This window comes from Sporosarcina luteola (assembly GCF_023715535.1).
Lineage (GTDB): Bacteria > Bacillota > Bacilli > Bacillales_A > Planococcaceae > Sporosarcina > Sporosarcina luteola_B.
In genome coordinates this window covers 72,720-95,497 of the sequence record NZ_JAMBOI010000001.1, presented here as the reverse complement: position 1 = coordinate 95,497, position 22,778 = coordinate 72,720, and the positions used below count along the sequence as shown (strand labels likewise).

Genomic DNA, 22,778 nt, shown 5'->3' with positions numbered 1-22,778 from the left:
TGCGAAATGGCAGAGTTGATTTTGGAACATATTTATAAGGAATTCGATAAGAATGTAACCGCTGTGTCTGATTTTCACCTGCATATCAAAGACGAGGAGTTCATCGTATTTGTCGGCCCTTCAGGTTGCGGGAAGTCGACGACACTTCGGATGATTGCGGGGCTTGAGGAAATTACGTCCGGAAGCATTTATATTAATGGGAAAAGGGTCAATGATGTTGCACCGAAAGATCGGGATATCGCAATGGTTTTTCAGAACTACGCACTGTATCCGCATATGACGGTGTATGGCAATATGGCCTTCGGTTTAAAGAACAGAAAGTTTCCTAAGGAGGAAATTAATCGACGGGTTATGAATGCAGCGAGGATTTTGGGACTGGAGGAATTATTGGATAGAAAACCGAAAGCACTATCCGGCGGGCAACGACAGCGTGTCGCGTTAGGAAGGGCGATTGTGCGCGATGCACAAGTGTTTCTTATGGATGAGCCTTTGTCCAACTTGGATGCAAAACTCCGTGTGCAAATGCGGGCGGAAATCGCGATGCTCCACCAACGGTTGAAAACGACGACAATCTATGTGACACATGACCAGACGGAAGCGATGACGATGGCTACGCGGCTCGTCGTAATGAAAGACGGATTCATCCAGCAAATCGGTTCACCTAAGGAAGTGTATGAACATCCGGAAAATGTGTTTGTCGGCGGATTCATCGGATCGCCTGCGATGAATTTTTTCGAGGGAATCGTTCATGAAGGTTCGTTTCGAATAGGCGACACAAGGTTGTCTATTCCCAGAAGCCAAATGGAGCTGCTGCGCGGACTTGGTTATATCGGAAAAGAAGCGATTATCGGAATCCGGCCTGAGCATATCGAGGAAGCTATAGTGGGAACAGCTGGCGGCAATGGAAGCGGAACGAGATCCAACGTTTCCATTCAAGTGGATGTATCTGAGCTGACGGGTGCCGAGACGATGGTGTACTCCAGTTTGGAAGGGCAGAAATTCGTCGCTCGTTTAAGTGCGGAAACGGCGATCCGTCCCGGCGAGCACGTGAATCTTGCTTTTGTGATGGATAAAGTCCATTTCTTCGATAAGGAAACGGAGCTTCGTATACGTCCCGTGCAGAAAGCTGCGGAACTTGTTGAAACGAGTTGAAAGGTGAGAATAGATGCGTCTTTAAAAGGGGTTGCTTCATTAGAAGGAGCGGCCCTTTTTGTGTAGGGTTCCATTGATTGCATGAACGAGAAGTCTTCAGGACTAAACGAGAACTCATTGCACCAGAACGAGAACTTTACACTAGAGCTCCATTATTTCATCTAAGAATCATTAAGTGGCTCTAAGGGTCCATTCTTTCAGCTTCAAGGTCCATTCATCAAGCTTCAGGGTCCATTCTATTGAGCAAGGGCCCATTCTCTCTACTCCAGGGTCCATTCCTAAAACTAGCCTTTACTCTTCTGAAATTAAATATCGGAAATAGTTAAATAATTTAAAAGGTAATTTCATAACTTCGTCGAATCTCTATTGGTAGCAACGAAAATTGTAATAATAGAGAGGATGAGCAACTGGATGAAAGTTCTGAAGTATGTAGCCATAGCTGTATTGGCGTGTACATTGTTTTTCCAAGGGCTAGGTGGGCAAATTGCGTCTGCGCAAACAGGCGATGATCCGACAATCCGGATTGGAGTAGTGCCGAGTGTCGGAGCATTGACTGTCAGCGGGCAAGGTGCTTTTGAATTGATCGACAAGTATACTGGGGAGGTTTTATTTACCGGAGCGGATGAAGAAGTGTATGTGGAACTCGGCTCAGCTTCTACTGTTCAAAGCCATTTCAGGCTGCAAGTAGCATTCACAACGAGTCAAGCCTATCTAGATGACTGGCTTCGACGGGCGCACGCCGAAGGATATCCGACGCACGTTGAAGACTATAACGGCGGTTGGCGTTTGTATCTGGGCGAATTTCCGGCAGATGCCTCTTTTGCGGTAAGAACTGCATTTAAGGATGAAGTCGTCTCCAAAGGATTGGCAGCTAGTGACGCGTTCTGGAAAGTGGTGACGATTGCGGAAGGCGAAACACAATTGAAAGTGACGAAAAACGGGGAAGAGAAGGAGACTGCAAATCCAGTTCAAGTAGCAGCTCCTTCCGGTTTTGTCAAAATTAACGGGCAAACGTATCGCGGCATCGCGGAAGTCGGCTTCAATAGCAGCGGGACTTTAGCGGGCATCAATGTATTGAGCGTCGAGCACTATTTATACGGTGTCGTCCCTCGTGAGCTTCCACCGGTTCCATATGCGGAAGTCGAGGCACAAAAAGCGCAGGCGATTGCTGCACGGACGTACGCTTTATCCAATTTGGGCAAGCGGAGCGCGGACGGCTATGATCTATTGCCGACGACTTCCGACCAAGTGTATGGCGGATTTGGAGCGGAACATCCGATATCCAATGAAGCTGTCGACGGAACAAGAGGCATTGTCGCCACGTATGAAGGCAAACTCATTACAGCGGTCTTCCATTCAACGAGCGGCGGATTCACAGCGAATAATGAAGATGTATGGGCTTCAGAAGCGACTCCTTACTTGAGGGCGAAGCATGTTGCACAGAAAGGGAATGATCTGAAATACGTACCAGCGTTGGACATTTACAAGAAAACCGGCGCAGGTGAATCATTGCGTGAAGTGAAGACGGGCGATTTCGAGGCGGATTGGTCCAAATATTATCGTTGGCACTTCGAATGGACAGCAGAAGAAATCAGCCAAATAGTTGGAACCTACTTCAATGCAGAAGTCGGCCGAGTGTTGGAGATCAATGTGATAGAACGCTCCAGCTCGGGTCGCGCGGCCGAAATTGAATTCGTCACGGAAAACGGTACGTTCTACGAATATAAGGATCGCATCCGTTGGGCACTCCAATATATTAATGCGAATGGCACGCCAGCAGTTTTGTTAAGTACGTTGTTCATCATCGAGCCGATCAAGGATGAGGAAACGGAAGAGACAATCGGTTATAAAGTGGACGGCGGGGGATGGGGTCATGGCGTCGGAATGTCCCAAGTTGGAGCAGTCGGAATGGCTGAAAAAGGATATACGTATGATGTGATTTTGAAGCATTTCTACACGGGAATCGATTTAGAGACTAGATATTAATTCATCATTGAAAAGGGCGGTAGTCAGCAAATGTATGTATTAGGAATTGACGGCGGGGGCACCAGGACGACGGGGCTTGTTGCCGATGAACTTGGAAACGTTTACATGCATGCGGTAACCGGACGGAGCAATCCGAACACGTTGCAGCAGTCGGAATTCGAAGAAGTGCTTAGCGGATTGATGAAAGAGTTGAAAAAGCAGAACGATATTATTTTCGCTCAACTGTCCGTCTGTTTTGCAGGTATTGCGGGTGTCGGGGAAAGTGGACGCGATGCAGAAGTGGCAGCTCTGTTGGCACGTGGGCTGCCCGTCGGAACGAAAGTCACCGTCCGCAACGATGCGTTCAATGCACTGTATTCCGGCACGCTCGGCGGACCTGGCATTGTCCAGATTGCCGGTACTGGCGCCGTCACATTAGGCATTAATGAAGATGGCGAAATCGCCCGTTCAGGCGGTTGGGGTTATTTATTTGATGATGAAGGAAGCGGGTTTTATTTAGGTAATGAAGCGTTGAAAGCGGTATTCCGTTCTTTTGATAATCGCGGCGCGGGCACAAGCTTAACGGATCGGGTCACGGAGTATTTTGCTGTACAAAACGTCCCGGATATTATTGCAAAAGTATACGGAAACGAACACCCGCGTTCGGTCGTCGCGCCTCTTGCACGCCTAGTCATGCAGGAGGCCAAGGCGGATGACGCCGTTTCGAAATGGATAGTTGAGAAGGGATGCAAGGAAATGATGCATTCCATCGAAGCTTGCCATCGTCGTTTATTCGATGAAAATCATCCGACAGCGATCATCCTGTCTGGAGGCGTTTTCACTGATGAGAAGCTATTTATCTCGCGGTTCCGAGAGTTGGCCCGTCATTCCATTCCGAATGCCACTTTTCAAACGACTCAAGTACCGCCTGTCGGAGGGGCGGTTCTTGCGGGATTAGCGGTAAAGCAAACGGCCATCAATCCGGGTTTCGCCAACCGGATGAATGAACAGCTTCAAGAGAAGGTGACGCCATGACTGTCGTCGTGCCTTTATCCGAAGTCCATGTCACTGATATTGTCAGGCTGTGGAATGAGGAAATCGGCGACCGTTTTCCAATGAGCATCTCGTTATGGAATCAAAACACAACGAATGAGCCGAATGTGCTTCAAGAAGGCTCGCTCGCCGTCGTGGAGGGAGGAAAGCTGCGTGGAATCATCATAGGCAAGCGGTATATGGAAGAGCTTGACGTCCGGATGCCGGAGAAGGTCGGATGGATTCAATGCATGCTTGTCGAAAAGTCGTTCCGTAACGAAGGGATCGGTTCGGAACTTCTAAAAAAGGGGGAACAGGCACTCATTAACGCCGGAGTTGATGAAATCCGATTAGGGCGTGATCCGTGGCATTACTTTCCAGGTATTCCACTTGAAGACAAATCAACAATCAGCTGGTTTGAAAAGCAAGGATACATCACGGGCGGGGTTGAAACGGATTTGATAAAGGATGTAAGCGGTAGGGGGCTCTATAGGCTGATGAACCCGAGCGAGCATTATCGTCTGTTGACGAAAAAAGACATTCCTTTGCTGCTGCAGTTTTTGGAACGCGTCTTTCCAGGCAGATGGCATTATGAAGCACTTCATTACGAAATGATTGGCGGTACGGGAAGAGAGTTCATGGGGTTTTTCGTGGATAGTGAATTGAAAGGATTCTGTCGGTTGAATGATCCGCAGTCTCCACTCATTGCACAAAATGTCTATTGGTCGGCATTATGCGACGGAGAGATGGGCGGCATCGGCCCTTTAGGGATTGACCGAGAAATTCGTGGGAATCATTTTGGAATCGATTTAGTGAAGGCTGCGGCGAATGAATTGATCGGTAGGGGAATGACGGACATCGTCATCGATTGGACGCAGCTCGTTTCTTTCTATGAAAAGCTCGGTTTTAAACCTTGGAAGCAGTATCAGTCGATGACGAAAATAGTGGAGGTGTGAAATGAATGATAGAAGAGGTCCGGACGTTTTTACGGCGTGAAATTGATCTGCAAGTGACACCAGGTGCAGTCATCCGCGTCCGGCATAAAGGGGAAATCGTTCTCGATGAAGCACTCGGGACGAACAGTTTGGAAGAAGATAAGGTGCCGTTAACGAGCAGTCATCTATTCGACATGGCGTCGTTGACGAAAGTGATGGTGACATTGCCTGCCATCTTGCAATTATGTGAAGCGGGTGAAATACATTTGCATGATAAGGTCGCGACGTTCATCCCTTCATTTCAAAAGCATGGGAAAGAAAGCGTGACGATCAAACAGCTGCTCACCCATTCTTCGGGGTTGATTGCCCATCGGCCGTTTTTTGAAAGAAGGCTTTCTGCCGCACAAGTGCTGAAGGAAATAGATGAGGAAAAGCTAGAATATGTACCGGATACCGAAGTCATCTATAGCGACCTCGGGTTCATTCTACTGATGGAAATTATCGAAAAGGTCACCGGGCAAAAAATTGACGAATATGCCCAGCAGCATTTATTTGAGCCGATGGGAATGAAGGATACCGGATATAAACCGGCGTTTGAGCGGCAGCGGTATGCACCGACCGAGTATTACGATCATTTGCGAAGCCATAAATATGGAATCGTCCACGATGATAATACGGAATTCATGGGCGGCATAAGCGGCCATGCGGGATTGTTCTCAACGATGGAGGAATTATCCGTTTTCACGAAGATGCTTGAGAGCGACGGGATGCATGAAGGGAAGAAAATCCTGGATCCGCATTGGCTTGCGGTCTCACGGCGGAATTTTACGCCGTTTGCCGACGAAAGCAGAGGTCTCGGATGGCAATTGAAAGGGAGTGGGGCGAGTCCGGCAGGTGATTTAATGTCGCAAGGTACGTATGGACATACGGGATTCACCGGAACGAGCTTCTATATCGATCCGGAAAGGGAATTGACGGTCATGCTGCTGACGAACCGGGTGTATTTCGGAAGACATCTTGCCATGCTCCGCTTGCGGCCCCGCTTACATAATATCATCTATACATCATTGTTCTCATAGGGGGAAATTAGTTTGCAGAGTGTCTTAATTGTCGGAGCGCATTGCGGGGATGGGGAGATCCAGGCCGGCGCAATCGCACATAAATATGCACAAGCGGGTTATCGGGTGACGTTCCTTCATTTAACAGCCGGGGAGAAGGGAGCCCCGCCGCATATAGATGTGGAAGAGTACCGTCTACAAAAGATCCGAGAGGCTGAGGCTGCAGCGGCTGTTTTAGGCGGGACGAGCATCACACTTTCGCACAGGGATGCCGAGTTGACGTTCAATGAAGAGATTGTCAAAGAAGTGGCGACAATTTTCCGGCGGGAGAAGCCGGAATTCGTCATTACGCATTGGGAGAACAGCATGCATCCTGATCATGCACTTTGCCAAAAGATTGTGCAGGATGCATGGCTGAAAGCTTCCTTGCCCGGATTCGATCTCGATGGATTGCCGCCGCACGGTTTGCGCCGCGTGTTCCATAGTGAGAACTGGGAAGACATGGACGGGTATGAGCCGGATATTTACGTCGATGTGACGGATTCATTCGACGCTTATTTGGAGGCGTTATCTTGCTATTGGTTCATAATGAATTCCACGAGTTTCCGCTACTTTGATTATTATAAAGCGCTAGGAACGATGCGCGGCTGTCTAGTCCGCACGACGTATGCGCAAACGTTAAAGAATTCTAGGGGGCTGCATGTAAGAAAGGAAGGGCATATCCCGGGGTTCCCGATTTAAGAAGAAGAGATTCGAATAGGGGGAGCAGCATGAAATTGCAAAAGAAAGTCGGCCGATTGATGATTGCCGGATTTAAAGGGATTACGATGTCGGAAGAAATTAAGCATTTGATTCACAGTTATCATATTGGAGGAATCATCCTTTTCGGGAGGAATATCGGCACGCCTGCAGAGATTCTCGCCTTGACGAATAGCCTCCAGACTGAGGCAAGGAAGGCGGGTTATAAAACACCTTTGCTCATTTGCATCGATCAGGAAAACGGCGTCGTCAGGCGACTCGGGGAAGGGACGACGATTATTCCCGGCGCGATGCTGCTTGGAGCGACAAATGATCCAATGAATGCCAAAAAGGCTGGATTCATGACCGGCAAGGAATTGAAAGCGCTCGGCATCAACTGGAATTTGTCGCCTGTCGTGGACATTAACAATAACCCGGAAAATCCTGTCATCGGCGTCCGGTCCTTCGGAGAAGACACTTCGAATGTAGCGGAAATGGCGAAGAGTTTGATGCAAGGAATGCAAGAGGCGGGGGTCATGACGACGTTGAAACATTTCCCGGGCCACGGCGATACGAGTGTCGATTCCCATCTCGACTTGCCTGTCATTCATCATGATCTTGAGAGGCTGCATGCTGTTGAACTTGTGCCTTTCAAAGAATGCATGGCGGCTGGTGCGGATGCCATCATGAGCGCGCATGTCTATTTTCCGGCTTTGGAGAAAAAAGAGAATGTCCCAGCGACGTTATCACACTCGGTCATGACGGGACTTCTCCGGGAGCAGCTAGGCTTCGATGGCGTCATTACGACGGATTGCATGGAAATGGATGCGATTGCGAAAAGGATCGGAACGGTGGAAGGTTGCGTGCAGGCGGTTGAGGCGGGTGTGGACTTCGTGATGGTATCCCATTTGCATGATCTGCAGGAGCAGGCGGTATTTCGATTGGCGGAAGCTGTGGAGAGCGGCCGGATTTCAGAGCGGCGGATCGAGGAATCCATTGAAAGGATCGAAAAACTCGCGCGGAAATACACGTCATGGGAAGAAATCGATTCGAACAACACAGTTGCTGAATTTGTCGGTTCCGAAAAGCATCATAAGGAAATGAATGAGATTTACGAGCAAGGAATTACGGAAGTGAAAGGTCCGGGAATTATGATTGCGGCGGAGGACCGTGTACTGCTCATTCATCCGAAAAACGAATACGCAATGATGGTCGAGGATAAACGGTATGCAACGTTGACGATGGCGGAGCAGTTGAAAAAGGTTCATGGGAATGTAGTATCGATGGAGATCTCCGGCGAAGGTCCGGCTGATATTGATATGACAGAACTCGCGGGCAAGTATGACCATATCATCGTGTTGACGTTGAATGCCGATAAACATGAAAACCAGCGGCAACTCGTCGGTGAATTATTGGCTAGCGGGAAGCCGGTCGATGTCGTTGCCGTCCGGTCGCCATATGATGCTGCGTATTTCTCTAATGCAAACCGGGTGATCTGCACATACGAATTTACAGAGTCCGCCTTTGAAGTAGTCGCTCAGTATTTAGCAGGAAAAACATCCATCAATGGTAGATTGCCAGTCACTATTAAATGATTGAAAATTCTTTTTAGAAAAATAAATTAGTATTGATATTTAATTTCAGAAGAGCTAAAATGACAGTAAGCGTTTACAATGAGAGATTTAGAAAAGGGGCATGCCCGTGAAACCAATGCGTGTTTGTGGATTGATGTCAGGTACGTCCTTGGACGGCCTCGATATCGCGATAGTCGATTTCTCGTATGAAGAGGGGAACATCAAGAATGAATTGATTTATTTCGTAACGATGCCTTATGACGATGAGCTGTTGCAGGAGCTGCACAAGTTAATGGACCCGGCGGCGCCTTTGCATCTTGTATCCACGATGAATATGTATCTTGGAGAACGATATGCCGATTCTATTATGGAAGCTCTTCAGGTAGCAGGAATCAGTTTGGAGACAGTCGATCTTATCAGTTCGCATGGCCAGACGATTTGGCATGAGCCATCCGTTGAGCCTCATTGTTCGTATGCACGTCCGAATACGATGCAAATCGGTGATATCGCCGTTCTTGCGGAGCGTTTAGGCAAAACCGTCATCGGGGATTTCCGGACACGTGATATGGCTGCGGGAGGGCAAGGCGCTCCATTAGTACCTTTTGCAGACCAGGTTTTATTCCAATCGGGAACGGTCGGGCGTGTTCTTCTAAATATCGGTGGCATCGCCAATATGACAGTGCTGCCGCGAATCGGATCGGAGGAGCCAATTGTCGCTTACGACACGGGCCCGGGAAATATGGTGATCGATGCTTGTGTTGCTAAGCTAACCGGCGGGAAAAGCTCCTTCGATAAGGACGGTGAGTTGGCCAAGGGCGGAACGGTCGACAATGGATGGCTGGATCACCTGATGGGTCACGAGTATTTTGCCGCGCCTGCGCCAAAAAGCACAGGAAGGGAATTATTTGGAGCCACTTTCGTTGAAACGTTTTGGACGGAAGGGGATGAACACGGCTTGTCATCCGTAGATAAGATTGCAACTGCAACAATGCTGACAGCAAAAACGATAGCTACAGAGATTTTAAGATATATACAATCGCATGACGTGAAAGAAGTGATCGTTAGCGGAGGTGGTGTGCACAATCGGACATTGCTGGGTTTCCTGAAGGTACAGCTGCCTGAAGATTTGAAACTCTTGACGACCAGCGATCTCGGAATCGATGCGGATGCGAAAGAAGCACTCGTTTTTGCATTGCTTGGCTATTTAGGCATCCATAAAATGCCGAATTCATTGCCAGCTGCGACGGGTGCGGGGAAGGCAACGATTATGGGGAAGATCGCATGGGGTGGTTGAAGCGTTTATGCGTACGTTTTGGGATTTATGCGTGATTGGCGACGTTTATGCGTGATTTTTACGATTTATGCGCATTTGGAAACGTTTATGCGTGATTTCTGCAATTTATGCGTGCTTTCGAGATTTTATGCGTATTTGGGCACGACCGTTTTTCCTGCTGGGAATAATTAATGGGGAAGTTCACTAGAAAAATAAATAGGGGGTCAAAAAATGAAGAAAGTTTGGAAGAAGTCCGCTCTTGCGGCATTAACTCTTGGGCTTGCAGCGACAGTGCTTGCTGCTTGCGGCGATAAGGAAGAAGCAGGAAATGCTGAAGAGTTCAAAGGGAAGATCACTATTTGGGATGGACCAAGATGGCCGGATGCGGACGATAATAAATTCCACTGGCTAGAGGAAAAGATCAAAGAATACGAAGAAGCGAATGATGGCATTGAAGTCGACTTGGTGCAAGTTCCATGGGCGGAAATGGGAGATAAGCTCGGCGTCGCCATTGCTGGTAAAGCTTGGCCGGATATTGCTCCTGTCGATATTAGCGGCAGCGCCGTGAGCATCGACCATATCGAGCAAGGCGTCATCGAAGCATTGGATCCGTATTTCGATAAAGATGCGAAAAAGGATTTCTATGAAAATGCGCTTGATGCATATACGTATGATGGGAAACTATACGGAATTCCGAACAGTATTACGTTGCATACGATGCTGTTGAACTTGGATTTATTCGAAGAGGCCGGCGTAGAACCGCCTAAAGACGGAAAGTGGACATATGATGAGTTTTTGTCAGCAGCAGAAAAATTGACGTTCGACCGGGATGGCGACGGCAAGACGGATGTACACGGCTTCTCGACGTACATCCTGCCTGGCTATTATGAAGCATGGCCGTTCTTCTATAAAAATGGCGGATCGCCGCTGAACGAAGACTTGACGGAGTTCACATTCGATTCTCCTGAAGTGGTCAAGGCAATTCAAGATTTGGCTGATTTGAAATTGAAGCATAAAGTAGCCCCAGAAACGCATGGCGGCAATGACGTCGGCGGCACATTCCAAGCGTGGGCGAATGAAGAGCAACGTACAGTCGCAATGCAGCCGTGGGCAACTTGGGCAATCGGTGCTGCGCAAGGCAAATATCCGACAAACTTCATGGTTGCTGAATATCCTTCCGGTGATAAAGATGCGTCTACTATCGGCGGCGTCGGCGGTTGGGTCATGATGCATCAGGACGATGTGAACAAGAAAGCGGCAGTTGCTGACTTCATGAAATTCATTTCAACAGCTGAAGAGCAATACAATATGGCACAACATTACGGCATCTTCCCAGCACGCGTTAGTGCTTCTGAAATGGATCCGTTCAAAGACAATCCGGAAATGACACGTGCAATGGAAATGTCTGACCAAGTCGTCATGCTTCCACGTCATCCAGAATGGAGAAAAATCGATGAAGCGATCCAAAATGAATTGCAACTCGTGTTCAATGGTGAAAAGACTGCTGAACAAGCCATGGCGGACGCTAAAAAAGCGGTAGATAAGATTTTAGAGTAACCGAAAACCAAGAAACAGACCACATACTAGAGAAATAAAATGAAAGCAGGCTATGCATCGCGTACGCCTGCTTCACTTTTAGGGGGTGGCAACATGACTCAGATGCCTATGGGTGCAGTGCCGAAAAAGAAAGACGAAAAATTGAAAGTGATCGGGAAAGCGAAAGGGAATCCGAGGAAGCTTTTCTATGAGATGAAGCGTAATTACAGCGCATACCTCTTCCTTCTTCCGAAGCTCATACTTTTCACGCTTTTTGTTGCAATCCCCGTTGTGTGGGCTTTCGTCCTTTCCTTTCAGAAATACAAGATTTTCGGGAGTGAATTTGTAGGATTCGAGAACTACATAAAAGTTTTTGAAAGTGATGCATTCCGTATTGCATTGAAAAACACTTTGCTCTTCACTGTGGTGACGGTTCCGTTCGGCGTTATTAGCGCCCTTGTGCTTTCCACGCTCATTTTCGAATTAGGAAAACTGTCCCAAAGCTTGTTCAGGTCGGCCTTTTATTTGCCGACGGTCACTTCGATGGTCATCATCGCCATGGTTTGGCGTTGGATGTACAATTACGATTTCGGGCTTTTCAACTATGTGCTGGGCTGGTTCGGCGTAGGTCCCGTAAACTGGCTCGGACAGTCAAATACGGCGTTGTGGGCATTAATCATCATGCAATGCCTCATTCCATTCGGCGTCGGCATCATCATGTATTTGGCTTCGATGGGATCAATCTCTCAATCACTTTATGAAGCCGCGCGGATGGATGGAGCCAGCCGGTTCAAGCAATGGATCCATATTACGATCCCTTTATTGAAACCGACGACGTTGTACTTGGTGCTATTGAGCACGATCGGTTCATTCCAAGTATTTACGCAGATCATCATGATGACAGGGGGAGGACCAGGGAGCGCGACGGAGACGCTCGTCCATCTCATTTACAAAACGGGCTTCCGGGATTTTGAATTCGGTTTGGCAGGGGCCCAATCAGTCGTTTTATTTGTCATTATCCTCATCTTTTCTGTCATCCAATTCCGGGTGCTTCGCCATGATGAGTGATTGGGGGATAGGAAATGAAGAAAAAACCGCTTGATCGTTTAAATAAACTGATTATATTCGGATTGCTCACTGTTTTCGCTGTTGTTTCTTTGCTTCCTTTATATTGGGTGTTCTCGACTTCCCTCCAATTAAGCAGCTACCAATCCCAAGACATGGAGCGGCCGGTTTCGTACGTCGATTCCAATCCGCCGAAAATGTATCCGATGGGGATTCCGCTTTATTTCAAACACTGGGGCGAGGCGAGGGAAGCGGCTAAGGCGGGAGATACAGAAGAGGAAGCGTATCATCGCGACATGATGGACCATATCGTTTCAAATTCGTTCGGAAGCTTCAAGAACTTGTTCAAGAAGCATGATGTCGGGAAGTGGTTTTTCAATAGTATTTATATCGCCGTCGTCGTCACGATAGGGATCCTTCTCATCGACTCGATGGCTGGCTATGTCCTGGCGAAGAAGAAGTTCCCGGGGAGGAACCTGATCTTCTGGATCATCATTTCCACAATGATGATTCCCGGTCAAGTGACGCTTGTGCCGCTGTTCATCATGGTCGGTAACCTTGGTCTGATGGATACGCACTGGGCGTTGATTCTGCCAGATCTATCAATGGTGTTCGGCGTATTCCTCATGAGGCAGTTCATGTATTCCATTCCGGATGAATTGCTGGAAGCTGCACGAATGGACGGCGCAAGTGAATGGCGGACGTTTTGGACTGTCGTCCTGCCTCTTGCAAGACCAGGACTTGCCGCGCTCGGCATCTTTACATTCATGAACGTGTGGAACTCGTTCCTCTGGCCGATTATCGTACTGAATACTGCTGAGCTTTACACTTTGCCTGTCGGGTTGAAAACATTGCAGGATGCAAACTTGGCCAGCTTTAAATTGCTTATGAGCGGTGCTGCGGTTGCGGCAATTCCTATGATTATCGTCTTCATCCTATTCCAACGCTATTTCGTCAAAGGCTTAACACTAGGCGGCGTGAAGGAATAATGATGGGGCTCAATCAAGTGAAACTTGGCGTTGACGTTTTTTTTGACAGGAATCTGTCGGAGTTGAAGGGAAAAAGAATTGGTCTTTTGACGAATCAAACAGGTGCGAATTCCGATCTTATCTCTACAATCCGATTATTCCATGACCATCCGGAGCTGCATCTGGCAGCCCTCTTCGCACCGGAGCACGGGCTGTTGACGAATGCGAAGGAAGGTGAAAAATTCACTGATGCCGTCCATCGTTCAACGGGCATTCCGGTATTCAGCCTGTACGACAAGTCGAAGAAACCGACAGACGAGATGATGAGGCAAGTAGATATCGTCGTCTTCGATATACAGGATATCGGTGCAAGATATTACACGTATATCTACACGATGGCCTATATGATGGAGGCTTGCGCGCGAATGGGGAAAAGGATGATTATCCTTGACCGGCCGAATCCGATTGGCGGAGAGAGAATCGAAGGGAATGTAGTCGATCCGGATTTCACATCGTTTGTCGGACTTTATCCGATTCCGAATAGGCATGGTATGACAGTCGGTGAGCTTGCTTCCTATTTTAATGAAGAGTTTCACATCAGATGCGAGTTGGAAGTCATCGAAATGGAAGGCTGGAAAAGGTCTTCATTCCACACGGAGACTGGCCTTCCGTGGATTCCACCTTCGCCGAATACGACAACGCTCGATATGATGTTGTTGTATCCAGGTACGTGTTTAGTGGAAGGGTTGAATCTTTCCGAAGGGCGCGGGACTACGCAGCCGTTTGAAATTATCGGGGCTCCTTTCATTGACGGTGAAAAGTTGCAGGACAACGTAAATTCGCTCGGATTGGAAGGAATCCGAGCGCGCGCACTCGCTTTCACGCCGACATATCAAAAGTACAATGGACAGCTTTGTGAGGGAATCCAGCTTCATATTACAGATCGCCAGGCATTCAAGCCGGTTGAATCGGTCATCCAAGTGCTTGCAGTCATTGCATCAATGTATGCCGAGAAAATCAAGTTTTTGGAGTACGGCAATTTGCGGCATCCGATGTTCGATCTACTTGCTGGAAACGATGTTTTACGTCACGGTTTGCTGAGAGGGAATATCCAACCGTATTTACAGCAATGTAACAGAGACATGGAGAATTTCATGGAAACGAGAGAACGTTACTTACGATATAGATAGGAAGGCGGACGATGGAAAAATTATCACTTCTGACGACTGAAAGATCCAATCCGAAAACATTGCGATTGGATGAAATGTCAATCGCAGACATACTGAAAACGATGAATGAAGAGGATCAGACTGTTGCCATCGCTGTCCGTCAAGTAATCCCACAAATTGAAAAGACGGTTGAAAAAGTGGTGGAAGCTTTTAGAAATGGCGGCAGACTCCTTTATGTAGGTGCCGGAACGAGTGGGCGGATCGGCGTCATGGATGCGGTGGAATGTCCTCCCACATTTGGTACTTCTCCAGATCTCGTCAAGGCAGTACTTGCTGGAGGAGAAGGAGCGATGTATGAGGCTGTTGAAGGCGCCGAAGACGATGAGGCATTAGGAGCGAAGGATTTGGCAGACCTTCACATAAACGGTCAGGACGTCATCATCGGCATTGCAGCTAGCGGCCGGACCCCTTATGTGAAAGGGGCACTCGTGTACGCTAATTCATGCGGCGCAACGACTGTCAGCCTTTCCAATAATGAAAACTCGCTGATCAGTAACTTTGCGGATATACCGATCGAAGTCATCACCGGACCGGAAATATTGACAGGATCGACACGGCTTCGTGCAGCAACATCTCATAAAATGGTGTTGAATATGATTTCGACGACGGCAATGGTGAAGACGGGCAAAGTGTATCAAAACTTGATGGTCGATGTGAATGCGAGCAACTTTAAATTGCGTGAGCGTGCGAAAAAGATGGTTTGTACGATTACCGAAATGGATGAAGATAAAGCTGAATCCGTACTGCAACAGACCAGCTATAACGTGAAGCAAGCGATCGTCATGATTCTTGCGGAAGTTGATCAAGCTCAAGCTTCAGCTTTAATTGAGGCCGCGGATGGTTTCGTAGGCAAAGCTGTTAAACTAGCTTCTACAGAGTAGGGGAAGAAGGGTGATCATGATGTATCGCGCGTTTCAAAGCGGGGATGAAAAAGGGATTGTCGGATTATGGAATGATGTATTGATTCACGACCCGATTCATAAAGATCGTTTTAGGACACAAGTATTGCTCGATGCGAACTTCGATCCCGCAGGCCTGATCGTAGCTATTAATGGAGAGCGGATTGTAGGAGCAATCATGGCCATTACACGAAAGCTGCCGATGATCGGAACTGAACTTGAACCTGATACAGGATGGATCACCTTTTTCATGGTGCATCCCGATGTCGGAAGGCAAGGGATTGGCCACGGACTTATGGAAAGGGCTTGTGATTACATCCGGAGTCAAGGAGCGGAGAAAGTGTTCTTCTCTTCTTACGCACCGAATTATTTCCTTCCAGGAATCGACGAAGCAGCCTATCCAGCCGGTTTCGAATTCCTCCATAAAGAAGGGTTTAAGCGTGCTTATTCACCGGTAGCCATGCATCGGGCGTTGACAGATTATGTATATCCTGAAGCCGTCAAGGCAGTGAAAGCGGAGCGTGAGCAGGAAGGTTACGTATTTGAAACCGTTCAAGACGGCGATTTACCTGCTGTTATCACGTTCGCCAATACAGTTTTCAATCCTGATTGGGGCCGTGCGATTCGCGAAGGTTTATTGCAAGGGATTGATCCTTCCCAAATTCTCATTGCTAAAAAGCAAGGAAAAGTCGTCGGTTTCGCGATGTACGGCGGCTATGAAGGGATTCGGGAACGATTCGGGCCTTTCGGTGTGGATGATAACGAGCAAGGAAAAGGGCTTGGAAAGATTTTATTGCACGAGGCCCTTTATTCAATGAAACAGAGGACGATCCAAGGGGCATGGTTCCTCTGGACGAGTGAAAAGAGTTCAGCGGGACATTTGTATTTGAAAAACGGATTCAAGACATACCGGACATTTCACGTTATGGTGAAGGACTTGGCGGAATGAAGAAAAAGGAGGGATGGAAATGGCAATTGCAAGTGGCGGCTTAGTGCTGCTGAAAGAAATGAGGCATGCGCTCCCTCCTTCGGAACAGAAAATTGCTGACTATATTTTAGCGAACCCGCAAGATATCGTAACGATGACCGTTTCTGAACTCGGGGAAGTGAGTCAAACGAGCGGTGCTGCAGTTACGAGGCTATGCAAATCACTGCAACTGAAAGGCTTCCAAGAATTAAAATTACGCATCAATGGCGACCTTGGACGTAAACTGGAAATTACGACAAGGGATATCCAGCCGAATGAACCGGTTTCAACGACAATCCAGAAGGTGACGGAGCAGGCAGTTCATACATTGCTGGAAACTGCTGAATTGCTTGATCCGAAACAATTGGAGCATGCTGTCGATGCGATTGTCCAAGCGAAGAATATCCACTTTTTCGGTGTGGGGGCTTCAGGGATTGCCGCTATCGACGCTCAACAGAAGTTTTTGCGGATCCATAAAGCTTCCACCGTTAGCACGGATTTACATATGGGGGCTACCATCATGGCGAATGTCGACGAGGAGGATGTCGTCGTCGGTATTTCTTTCTCAGGAGCGACGTTTGAAGTTGAGAGAATCCTCGAGTTAGCGCAAGCGAACGGAGCGACAACGATTAGTCTGACAAAATTCGGGCAGACACCGATATCCCGGATTTCGGATATACAGCTGCATACGTCACCGGCGAAGGAAGCAAATTTCCGTAGTGGGGCAACTTCGTCGAGGCTTGCCCAGCTGCACATTATGGACATTCTTTTCATGTCGGTTGCTTCCAAGCAATTTGATACGACAATCGCGTATTTGGATGCGACCCGTGAAGCGATTGAAGACATACGGAACGAGACATTCAAGAAACGGAAAAGATAATTCGGGAGGTGACAGCTATGACATCATTGCTAATTCATAACATCCAAATTGCAATGCCGGACGGAAGACTGATGGACGGCGAGATTATTGTGGAGAACGGTAGGATTGCAACGGTTTCCGATGTCGCGATCGAGGGTTTCTCGGGAACACGGATGGACGGTCAAGGCTGTATCGCTCTTCCCGGATTCATTGATATCCATATCCATGGAGCGGATGGCGCCGATTTCATGGATGGTGATAACGATTCATTTGAAAGGATTGCAAGCGCATTGCCGAAGGAAGGGACAACTTCATACCTCGCAACGCCGTTGACACAATCCGAAGTTGATATTGCGAAAGCCGTCGATGCAGGCAGTAGATTTATGGAACAAAATGAAACAGGTGCTGAAATGCTCGGGTTTCATTTGGAAGGTCCTTTTATTCATCCCGAACAAGCAGGAGCGCAGCCAGTCCGATTTATCCAGAAACCTTCCTTTGCGCTTCTGGAGAGATGGTTTGGCAAGGAACTTGGCCATCTGAAAGTTGTGACGCTCGCCCCGGAGCGCGATGAGGGGCTGGATATGACTAGGCGACTCACGGATCGTGGCATCATCGTTTCAGCAGGACATACAAAAGCATCTTTCGAGGAAGTGAACCATGCGGTCAATTATGGACTGTCCCATTTAACCCATTTCGGCAATGCGATGAGCGGCTTGCACCATCGGGAAATCGGAGCAGTCGGAGCCGGTTTTTTGCTGGATCAGCTTCATTGTGAAGTGATTGCGGATGGGATCCATTTGTCTGAGGACATGCTGAGACTCATCTATAAAAAAATCGGACCTGAACGGATAATTCTCATTACAGATTCGATGCGGGCAAAAGGCTTGCCGGACGGATCGTATACGTTGGCGGGCCAGGACGTGAAAGTGGTCGGTTCGAAAGCGACATTAGCTGATGGAACATTGGCGGGCAGCGTCTTGAAAATGGATGAAGCGGTTCGGATGATGTGGAGCGTAGCCGCTGACTTGCCGGATTTGATAAGAATGTCTTCATCCAATGCGGCTAACCGTTTAGGTGTGTTTGACCGAAAAGGGAGTATTGAGGTAGGGAAAGATGCTGATCTAGTCCTTTTGGATGCCGATTTTGAAGTCAGGACGACCATTTGCAGGGGGAAGGTGAGCTATTCCCGTGAATGAAGTTTATGAGTTTGATTGGGTTAAAGTGGCCGACTTTGATGAAATGAGCAGCTTTGCCGCGAAATTATATGAACGTCAGTTGCTCCGAAAGCCGGATAGCGTTTTAGGCCTAGCAACAGGGGCAAGTCCTGTTGGGTTTTATGAAAAGCTTGTAGAACGGCATGCGCAAGGAACGTTTTCCTTTGCGCAGACACATACTTTCAACTTGGATGAGTACATAGGGCTTCAGCCTTCGCATCCGACGAGCTTCCATAATTATATGGAGGAGCATTTATTTACAAAAGTCGATTTGCCCGTGACTAGTAGGCATTTGCCCGACGGAATGGCTGACGACTTGAATGAAGCATGTTTACGATATGAGACGTTGATGCGTATCAGTGGCGGAATTGATATGCAATTGCTTGGCATTGGGATAAACGGCCATATCGGTTTCAATGAACCATATACATCGTTCCGTACTCGGACGCATATCGTTGACCTTGCTGATTCGACACGTACTGTGAATGCGAAATATTTTCCTTCTAAGGAAGCTGTTCCAAGGCAAGCGATTACGATGGGTATCGAAACAATCCTCGAGGCGGAGCAGATTATCCTTCTTGCTTTCGGGGAGCAAAAAGTCGAAGCGGTGGAGCGGTTAAAGAGTGGCGTTATATCGGAGGATTTTCCGGCGAGCTGTTTACATAGACATCCGCATGTCACGGTATTCTTCGGGAAGTAAGTAGTCAACGAAGTTATTGAGGGGGGATTTATGATGGCTGAACTGAAATTAACCAATTTGACGAAGGAATATGACAAAGGTGTCGTTGCCGTCAAGGATTTCAATTTGAATATAGAAGATAAGGAATTTATCGTGTTCGTCGGCCCTTCAGGCTGCGGAAAATCGACTACGCTGCGAATGATTGCAGGATTAGAAGATATTACTGACGGTGATTTTGAAATCGACGGAAAGCGAATGAATGACGTAGCTCCGAAAAATCGGGATATCGCGATGGTGTTCCAAAACTATGCACTTTATCCGCATATGACCGTCTACGAAAATATGGCGTTCAGTTTGAAGCTCCGTAAGGTGAAGAAGAAGGAAATTGAAACGAAAGTCCACGAAGCCGCCAAGATTTTAGGGTTGGAGGAATACTTGGAGCGCAAACCGAAAGCATTGTCGGGTGGGCAGCGTCAACGTGTCGCGCTGGGCCGAGCGATTGTACGCGATGCGAAGATTTTCCTCATGGATGAACCGCTCTCCAATTTGGACGCAAAGCTCAGGGTGCAAATGCGTGCCGAAATCCAGAAGCTCCATAGACGACTTCAGACGACGACCATTTATGTGACACACGACCAGACCGAAGCGATGACGATGGCGACACGTCTCGTCGTCATGAAAGATGGATACATCCAGCAAGTAGGAACACCAAAAGAGGTATATGATTTCCCTAGAAATGTCTTTGTAGGCGGCTTTATCGGCTCACCGGCTATGAATTTCTTCAAAGGGATGATGATGGAAGATAGATTTGTCATAGGAGATACTAAGGTTTCAATTCCTGAAGCTAAGCGCGATATGCTCAAAGGAAAAGGATATGCTGGGAAGGAGTTGATTCTCGGTGTCCGTCCAGAAGACATTTATACAAAAGCGTCCGATATCGAATCAAATGCAAAGGCAACTTTCCAAGCGACAATCGAAGTTGCGGAACTGATGGGGGCGGAAACGTATTTATACGCCACGTTGAACGGATCCGACTTCATTGCAAGGATTGACTCTGACACGTCGATACGTCCATCGGATACGATTCCCCTAGCATTCGATATGGAAAAGGCGCATTTCTTCGATGCAGAGACAGAAGAACGAATTTATTAATGAAATTGGAAAAGGGTTGCTCTCAAGAATGAGAAGCAACCCTTATTTTTTATAGTAACTTTTATTGTTGAAGTTTATGTCCATCTAAAAATCCGTGATCCGGATTCTATTGAAAATGATCAATGCCGCGGTCATTTTCCACTGGGTGTCTTCTATCCTTAAGCAACGCAAGCCCTACCATCTCTTGCGTCCTTGCGACCCTTTAGCCGCGCCAGTGTGAATAAGTGTCCTCAAAAACAGTACGTAGAATGCCATGTCAATTTAAAAGTTACTATGGCGTTAACTGATTTAGTATAGCACGTATGTGGATGGATGGCAAGAGTAAATTTGTTGTGGACTATAATAAGCTAGTTGGATAAAGTCCGTAAGCAAGACAGTTAACGTAATAATATTGTCACTATTTCTAAATCTTTCTTCTTGTTCAATCGGCCCATTTCCTTATATAATAATAGTATCTTTAATAAGGGAGTTGGGGATGGCTTGAAGCCTAAGTCTACATTTGCAACGAAGATTGTCGTCCTTGTCATTTTAGTCATTGGAATAGCAACAAGTGTCGGATGGTACGTCATTTCGGGTGCAAATAAGGGAATGAATGTATCGTTTTCTGAATTTGAGAAGACGATCAAGGCTCAAGAAGGCCAGTCCATGTCTTTGAAAGAAAAGGCTGATGGCACATTACAACTACAGACGGTAGATGGACAATACGTAACTCAAGTCCGTCCGCAAAGCCAGCTGGCAGAACAATTAGTTGAAAAGTATAATCTTTCCTATACATTTGCTGATGCAAGCCAATACAATGGCCTGTTCATCGGCGGTTTGATACTCGCATCATTCTTGACATTGATGATTCTTCATAAGAAAGGGAAGCTCGGGGTCGGCGTTTCTTCGATGAAGAATGGGGCATCGAAAGCGACTCCACTTCCGGAAATTACACTTAACGACATTGGTGGGCTTCCAGAAGAGATGAAGGAAGAGATACATCAGACGCTGTCGATCATTAAAGATCCGAAACGTGCTACGCAAGTCGGAATTCAGGCACCGAAAGGAATTCTTCTTTACGGACCTCCCGGGACCGGGAAAACATTGCTAGCGCAGGCGATTGCCCGTGAGATCGAAGCTACTTTCTATTCATCCAGCGGTTCCGCATTTACGGAGCTGTTTGTCGGAGTCGGTGCATCACGGGTGCGCACTTTGTTCCAAAATGCTCGAAAAGCTAGGCCAGCCGTCATTTTCATTGATGAAGTCGACGCCCTTGCCGGGAAACGGAAGGAACATGGCGGCGAGGAGTCCGAAAAGACATTGACGGAGCTGCTCGTTCAGTTGGACGGCGGCAATGATAATGAAGGAATCCTCTTCATCGCGGCGACGAACCGGAAAGATATGCTCGACGAAGCGTTTCTTCGTCCGGGGCGTATCGATTATACGTTCAATGTACCGCTGCCTGACACGCATGGCCGTCGTGAAATCATCGACATCCATACGAAAGGCCGGTTACTGGCGGAGGAAGTGTATGCATCACTGGATGTATTGGCCGAAAGTACGTCTGGATTTTCCGGTGCGGAGCTCAGCTCTTTATTCGAAACGGCGAGTAAACGGGCAATCCGTGACGGTCGCGAACAGATCGGCAAAAGTGATCTCGATTTCGCAATCGACCGGACGATTCTCGGCAGCACATCACGAACGCTGAACGATCCTGATACAAAAAGAAGGGTTGCAATCCACGAAGCAGGTCATGCATTAATTGCAGCTCTCACGAAACCGGGTTCCGTCCGTAAAGCGACGATCATTCCGCGGGGACAAGCACTTGGTTATGTGGCACCGATCCAGAAGGAGCTCCATTTGCAGACGGCGAGTGAATTGCTCGATCAAGTGAGCATGATTCTCGCAGGAGGCGTCGCGGAAAGGCTATATCTCGGTGAGCATAGCATCGGCGTCAGTGGTGATGTGCAGCAGGCGAAGGATATTATCGAACGGATGGTCGATACCGGTTTGCTGCAAGACGGTTTCATGCTGACGTTCAATAAAGGTGAAAAAGAGTTGAAAATGCAAGCGATATTTGGCAAGGCATTGAAAAATACGGAAACGTTAATTCGTGAAAATGCCGCGCAGTTCGAAGAGTTGGTCAATGTTTTATTCCAAAAAGAGACGTTGGACGGCTCCGAAATACAGGAAATCGTCGATGGCAAAGGTGTCGAAGAAGTGAAAGAGCTTGTCATCATCGTGTAATGAATGGAACTCCTTAGTCCGATTGGGCTGAGGAGTTTTTTGTAGAATAAAAACAAGTTATTGCATCACAATCGAAATTCCCGCAACGCAAGCAAGGGCGTGTGTATCACAACCAACACCCCATGCAACACAACCATCCGACCGCAACGACTGCGCCTAATCTCATAAATGCATCCATACTATCCATGTCAAAAGTTTGATGAAAAAGTCGCTAAATATTGCGAAAAGTCGCATGGTCATGCGATACATGCAGTGGT

The 22,778-nt window shown here is 47.7% G+C and carries 19 protein-coding genes; all 19 read left to right on the top strand.

The window, feature by feature from the left end; genetic code table 11:
* Positions 1–6: 6 nt before the first annotated feature.
* The 19 genes from M3191_RS00400 to M3191_RS00310 all read left to right on the top strand — a co-directional run bounded on the left by M3191_RS00400 (position 7) and on the right by M3191_RS00310 (position 22,521).
* Positions 7–1,152: an ABC transporter ATP-binding protein gene (locus tag M3191_RS00400; RefSeq protein WP_251697478.1), complete on the top strand. Its 1,146-nt coding sequence runs from the start codon at positions 7–9 to the stop codon at positions 1,150–1,152.
* A gap of 411 nt (positions 1,153–1,563) precedes the next feature.
* Entirely contained in the window at positions 1,564–3,138 is a 1,575-nt protein-coding gene (locus M3191_RS00395; protein WP_251697477.1) for a SpoIID/LytB domain-containing protein, read from the top strand.
* 30 nt (positions 3,139–3,168) lie between these two features.
* Positions 3,169–4,152 (top strand): N-acetylglucosamine kinase, encoded by a 984-nt coding sequence (locus M3191_RS00390; protein ID WP_251697476.1) that lies wholly within the window; start codon positions 3,169–3,171, stop codon positions 4,150–4,152.
* A complete protein-coding gene (locus tag M3191_RS00385; protein WP_251697475.1) occupies positions 4,149–5,105 on the top strand; it encodes a GNAT family N-acetyltransferase in 957 nt (318 codons plus the stop codon). Before M3191_RS00390 ends, M3191_RS00385 begins: the two co-directional genes overlap by 4 nt.
* A 5-nt stretch (positions 5,106–5,110) precedes the next feature.
* Positions 5,111–6,163 carry a serine hydrolase domain-containing protein gene (locus M3191_RS00380; RefSeq protein WP_251697474.1) on the top strand — a complete coding sequence of 351 codons (1,053 nt, stop codon included), beginning with the start codon at positions 5,111–5,113 and terminating at the stop codon, positions 6,161–6,163.
* A 12-nt stretch (positions 6,164–6,175) separates the two neighbouring features.
* Positions 6,176–6,883 carry a PIG-L deacetylase family protein gene (locus tag M3191_RS00375; protein ID WP_251697473.1) on the top strand — a complete coding sequence of 236 codons (708 nt, stop codon included), beginning with the start codon at positions 6,176–6,178 and terminating at the stop codon, positions 6,881–6,883.
* A 29-nt stretch (positions 6,884–6,912) separates the two neighbouring features.
* Positions 6,913–8,475 (top strand): beta-N-acetylhexosaminidase, encoded by a 1,563-nt coding sequence (nagZ, locus tag M3191_RS00370; protein WP_251697472.1) that lies wholly within the window; start codon positions 6,913–6,915, stop codon positions 8,473–8,475.
* A gap of 115 nt (positions 8,476–8,590) precedes the next feature.
* On the top strand, positions 8,591–9,748 hold the full coding sequence (locus M3191_RS00365) for an anhydro-N-acetylmuramic acid kinase (RefSeq protein WP_251698047.1): 1,158 nt from the start codon (positions 8,591–8,593) through the stop codon (positions 9,746–9,748).
* 210 nt (positions 9,749–9,958) lie between these two features.
* A complete protein-coding gene (locus M3191_RS00360) occupies positions 9,959–11,284 on the top strand; it encodes an extracellular solute-binding protein (RefSeq protein ID WP_251697471.1) in 1,326 nt (441 codons plus the stop codon).
* A 93-nt stretch (positions 11,285–11,377) separates the two neighbouring features.
* Positions 11,378–12,331, top strand: coding sequence for a carbohydrate ABC transporter permease (locus M3191_RS00355; protein ID WP_251697470.1), 954 nt, complete (start codon positions 11,378–11,380; stop codon positions 12,329–12,331).
* Positions 12,332–12,345: 14 nt separating this feature from the next.
* Positions 12,346–13,317: a carbohydrate ABC transporter permease gene (locus M3191_RS00350; RefSeq protein WP_251697469.1), complete on the top strand. Its 972-nt coding sequence runs from the start codon at positions 12,346–12,348 to the stop codon at positions 13,315–13,317.
* A gap of 2 nt (positions 13,318–13,319) precedes the next feature.
* Positions 13,320–14,486: an exo-beta-N-acetylmuramidase NamZ family protein gene (locus M3191_RS00345; RefSeq protein WP_251697468.1), complete on the top strand. Its 1,167-nt coding sequence runs from the start codon at positions 13,320–13,322 to the stop codon at positions 14,484–14,486.
* 11 nt (positions 14,487–14,497) lie between these two features.
* Positions 14,498–15,406 carry an N-acetylmuramic acid 6-phosphate etherase gene (gene murQ / locus M3191_RS00340; protein WP_251697467.1) on the top strand — a complete coding sequence of 303 codons (909 nt, stop codon included), beginning with the start codon at positions 14,498–14,500 and terminating at the stop codon, positions 15,404–15,406.
* Positions 15,407–15,422: 16 nt separating this feature from the next.
* Complete coding sequence (locus M3191_RS00335; protein ID WP_251698046.1) at positions 15,423–16,373, top strand: GNAT family N-acetyltransferase; 951 nt, start codon at positions 15,423–15,425, stop codon at positions 16,371–16,373.
* Between the two features lie 19 nt (positions 16,374–16,392).
* On the top strand, positions 16,393–17,271 hold the full coding sequence (locus M3191_RS00330) for a MurR/RpiR family transcriptional regulator (protein WP_251697466.1): 879 nt from the start codon (positions 16,393–16,395) through the stop codon (positions 17,269–17,271).
* A gap of 17 nt (positions 17,272–17,288) precedes the next feature.
* Complete coding sequence (nagA, locus tag M3191_RS00325) at positions 17,289–18,446, top strand: N-acetylglucosamine-6-phosphate deacetylase (RefSeq protein WP_251697465.1); 1,158 nt, start codon at positions 17,289–17,291, stop codon at positions 18,444–18,446.
* A complete protein-coding gene (nagB, locus tag M3191_RS00320; protein ID WP_251697464.1) occupies positions 18,439–19,164 on the top strand; it encodes a glucosamine-6-phosphate deaminase in 726 nt (241 codons plus the stop codon). Before nagA ends, nagB begins: the two co-directional genes overlap by 8 nt.
* Positions 19,165–19,197: 33 nt before the next feature.
* The gene (locus tag M3191_RS00315) at positions 19,198–20,295 is read left to right on the top strand and encodes an ABC transporter ATP-binding protein (RefSeq protein ID WP_251697463.1); all 1,098 of its coding nucleotides are present in this window, start codon (positions 19,198–19,200) and stop codon (positions 20,293–20,295) included.
* A gap of 480 nt (positions 20,296–20,775) precedes the next feature.
* A complete protein-coding gene (locus M3191_RS00310; RefSeq protein ID WP_251697462.1) occupies positions 20,776–22,521 on the top strand; it encodes an AAA family ATPase in 1,746 nt (581 codons plus the stop codon).
* Positions 22,522–22,778 lie beyond the last annotated feature (257 nt).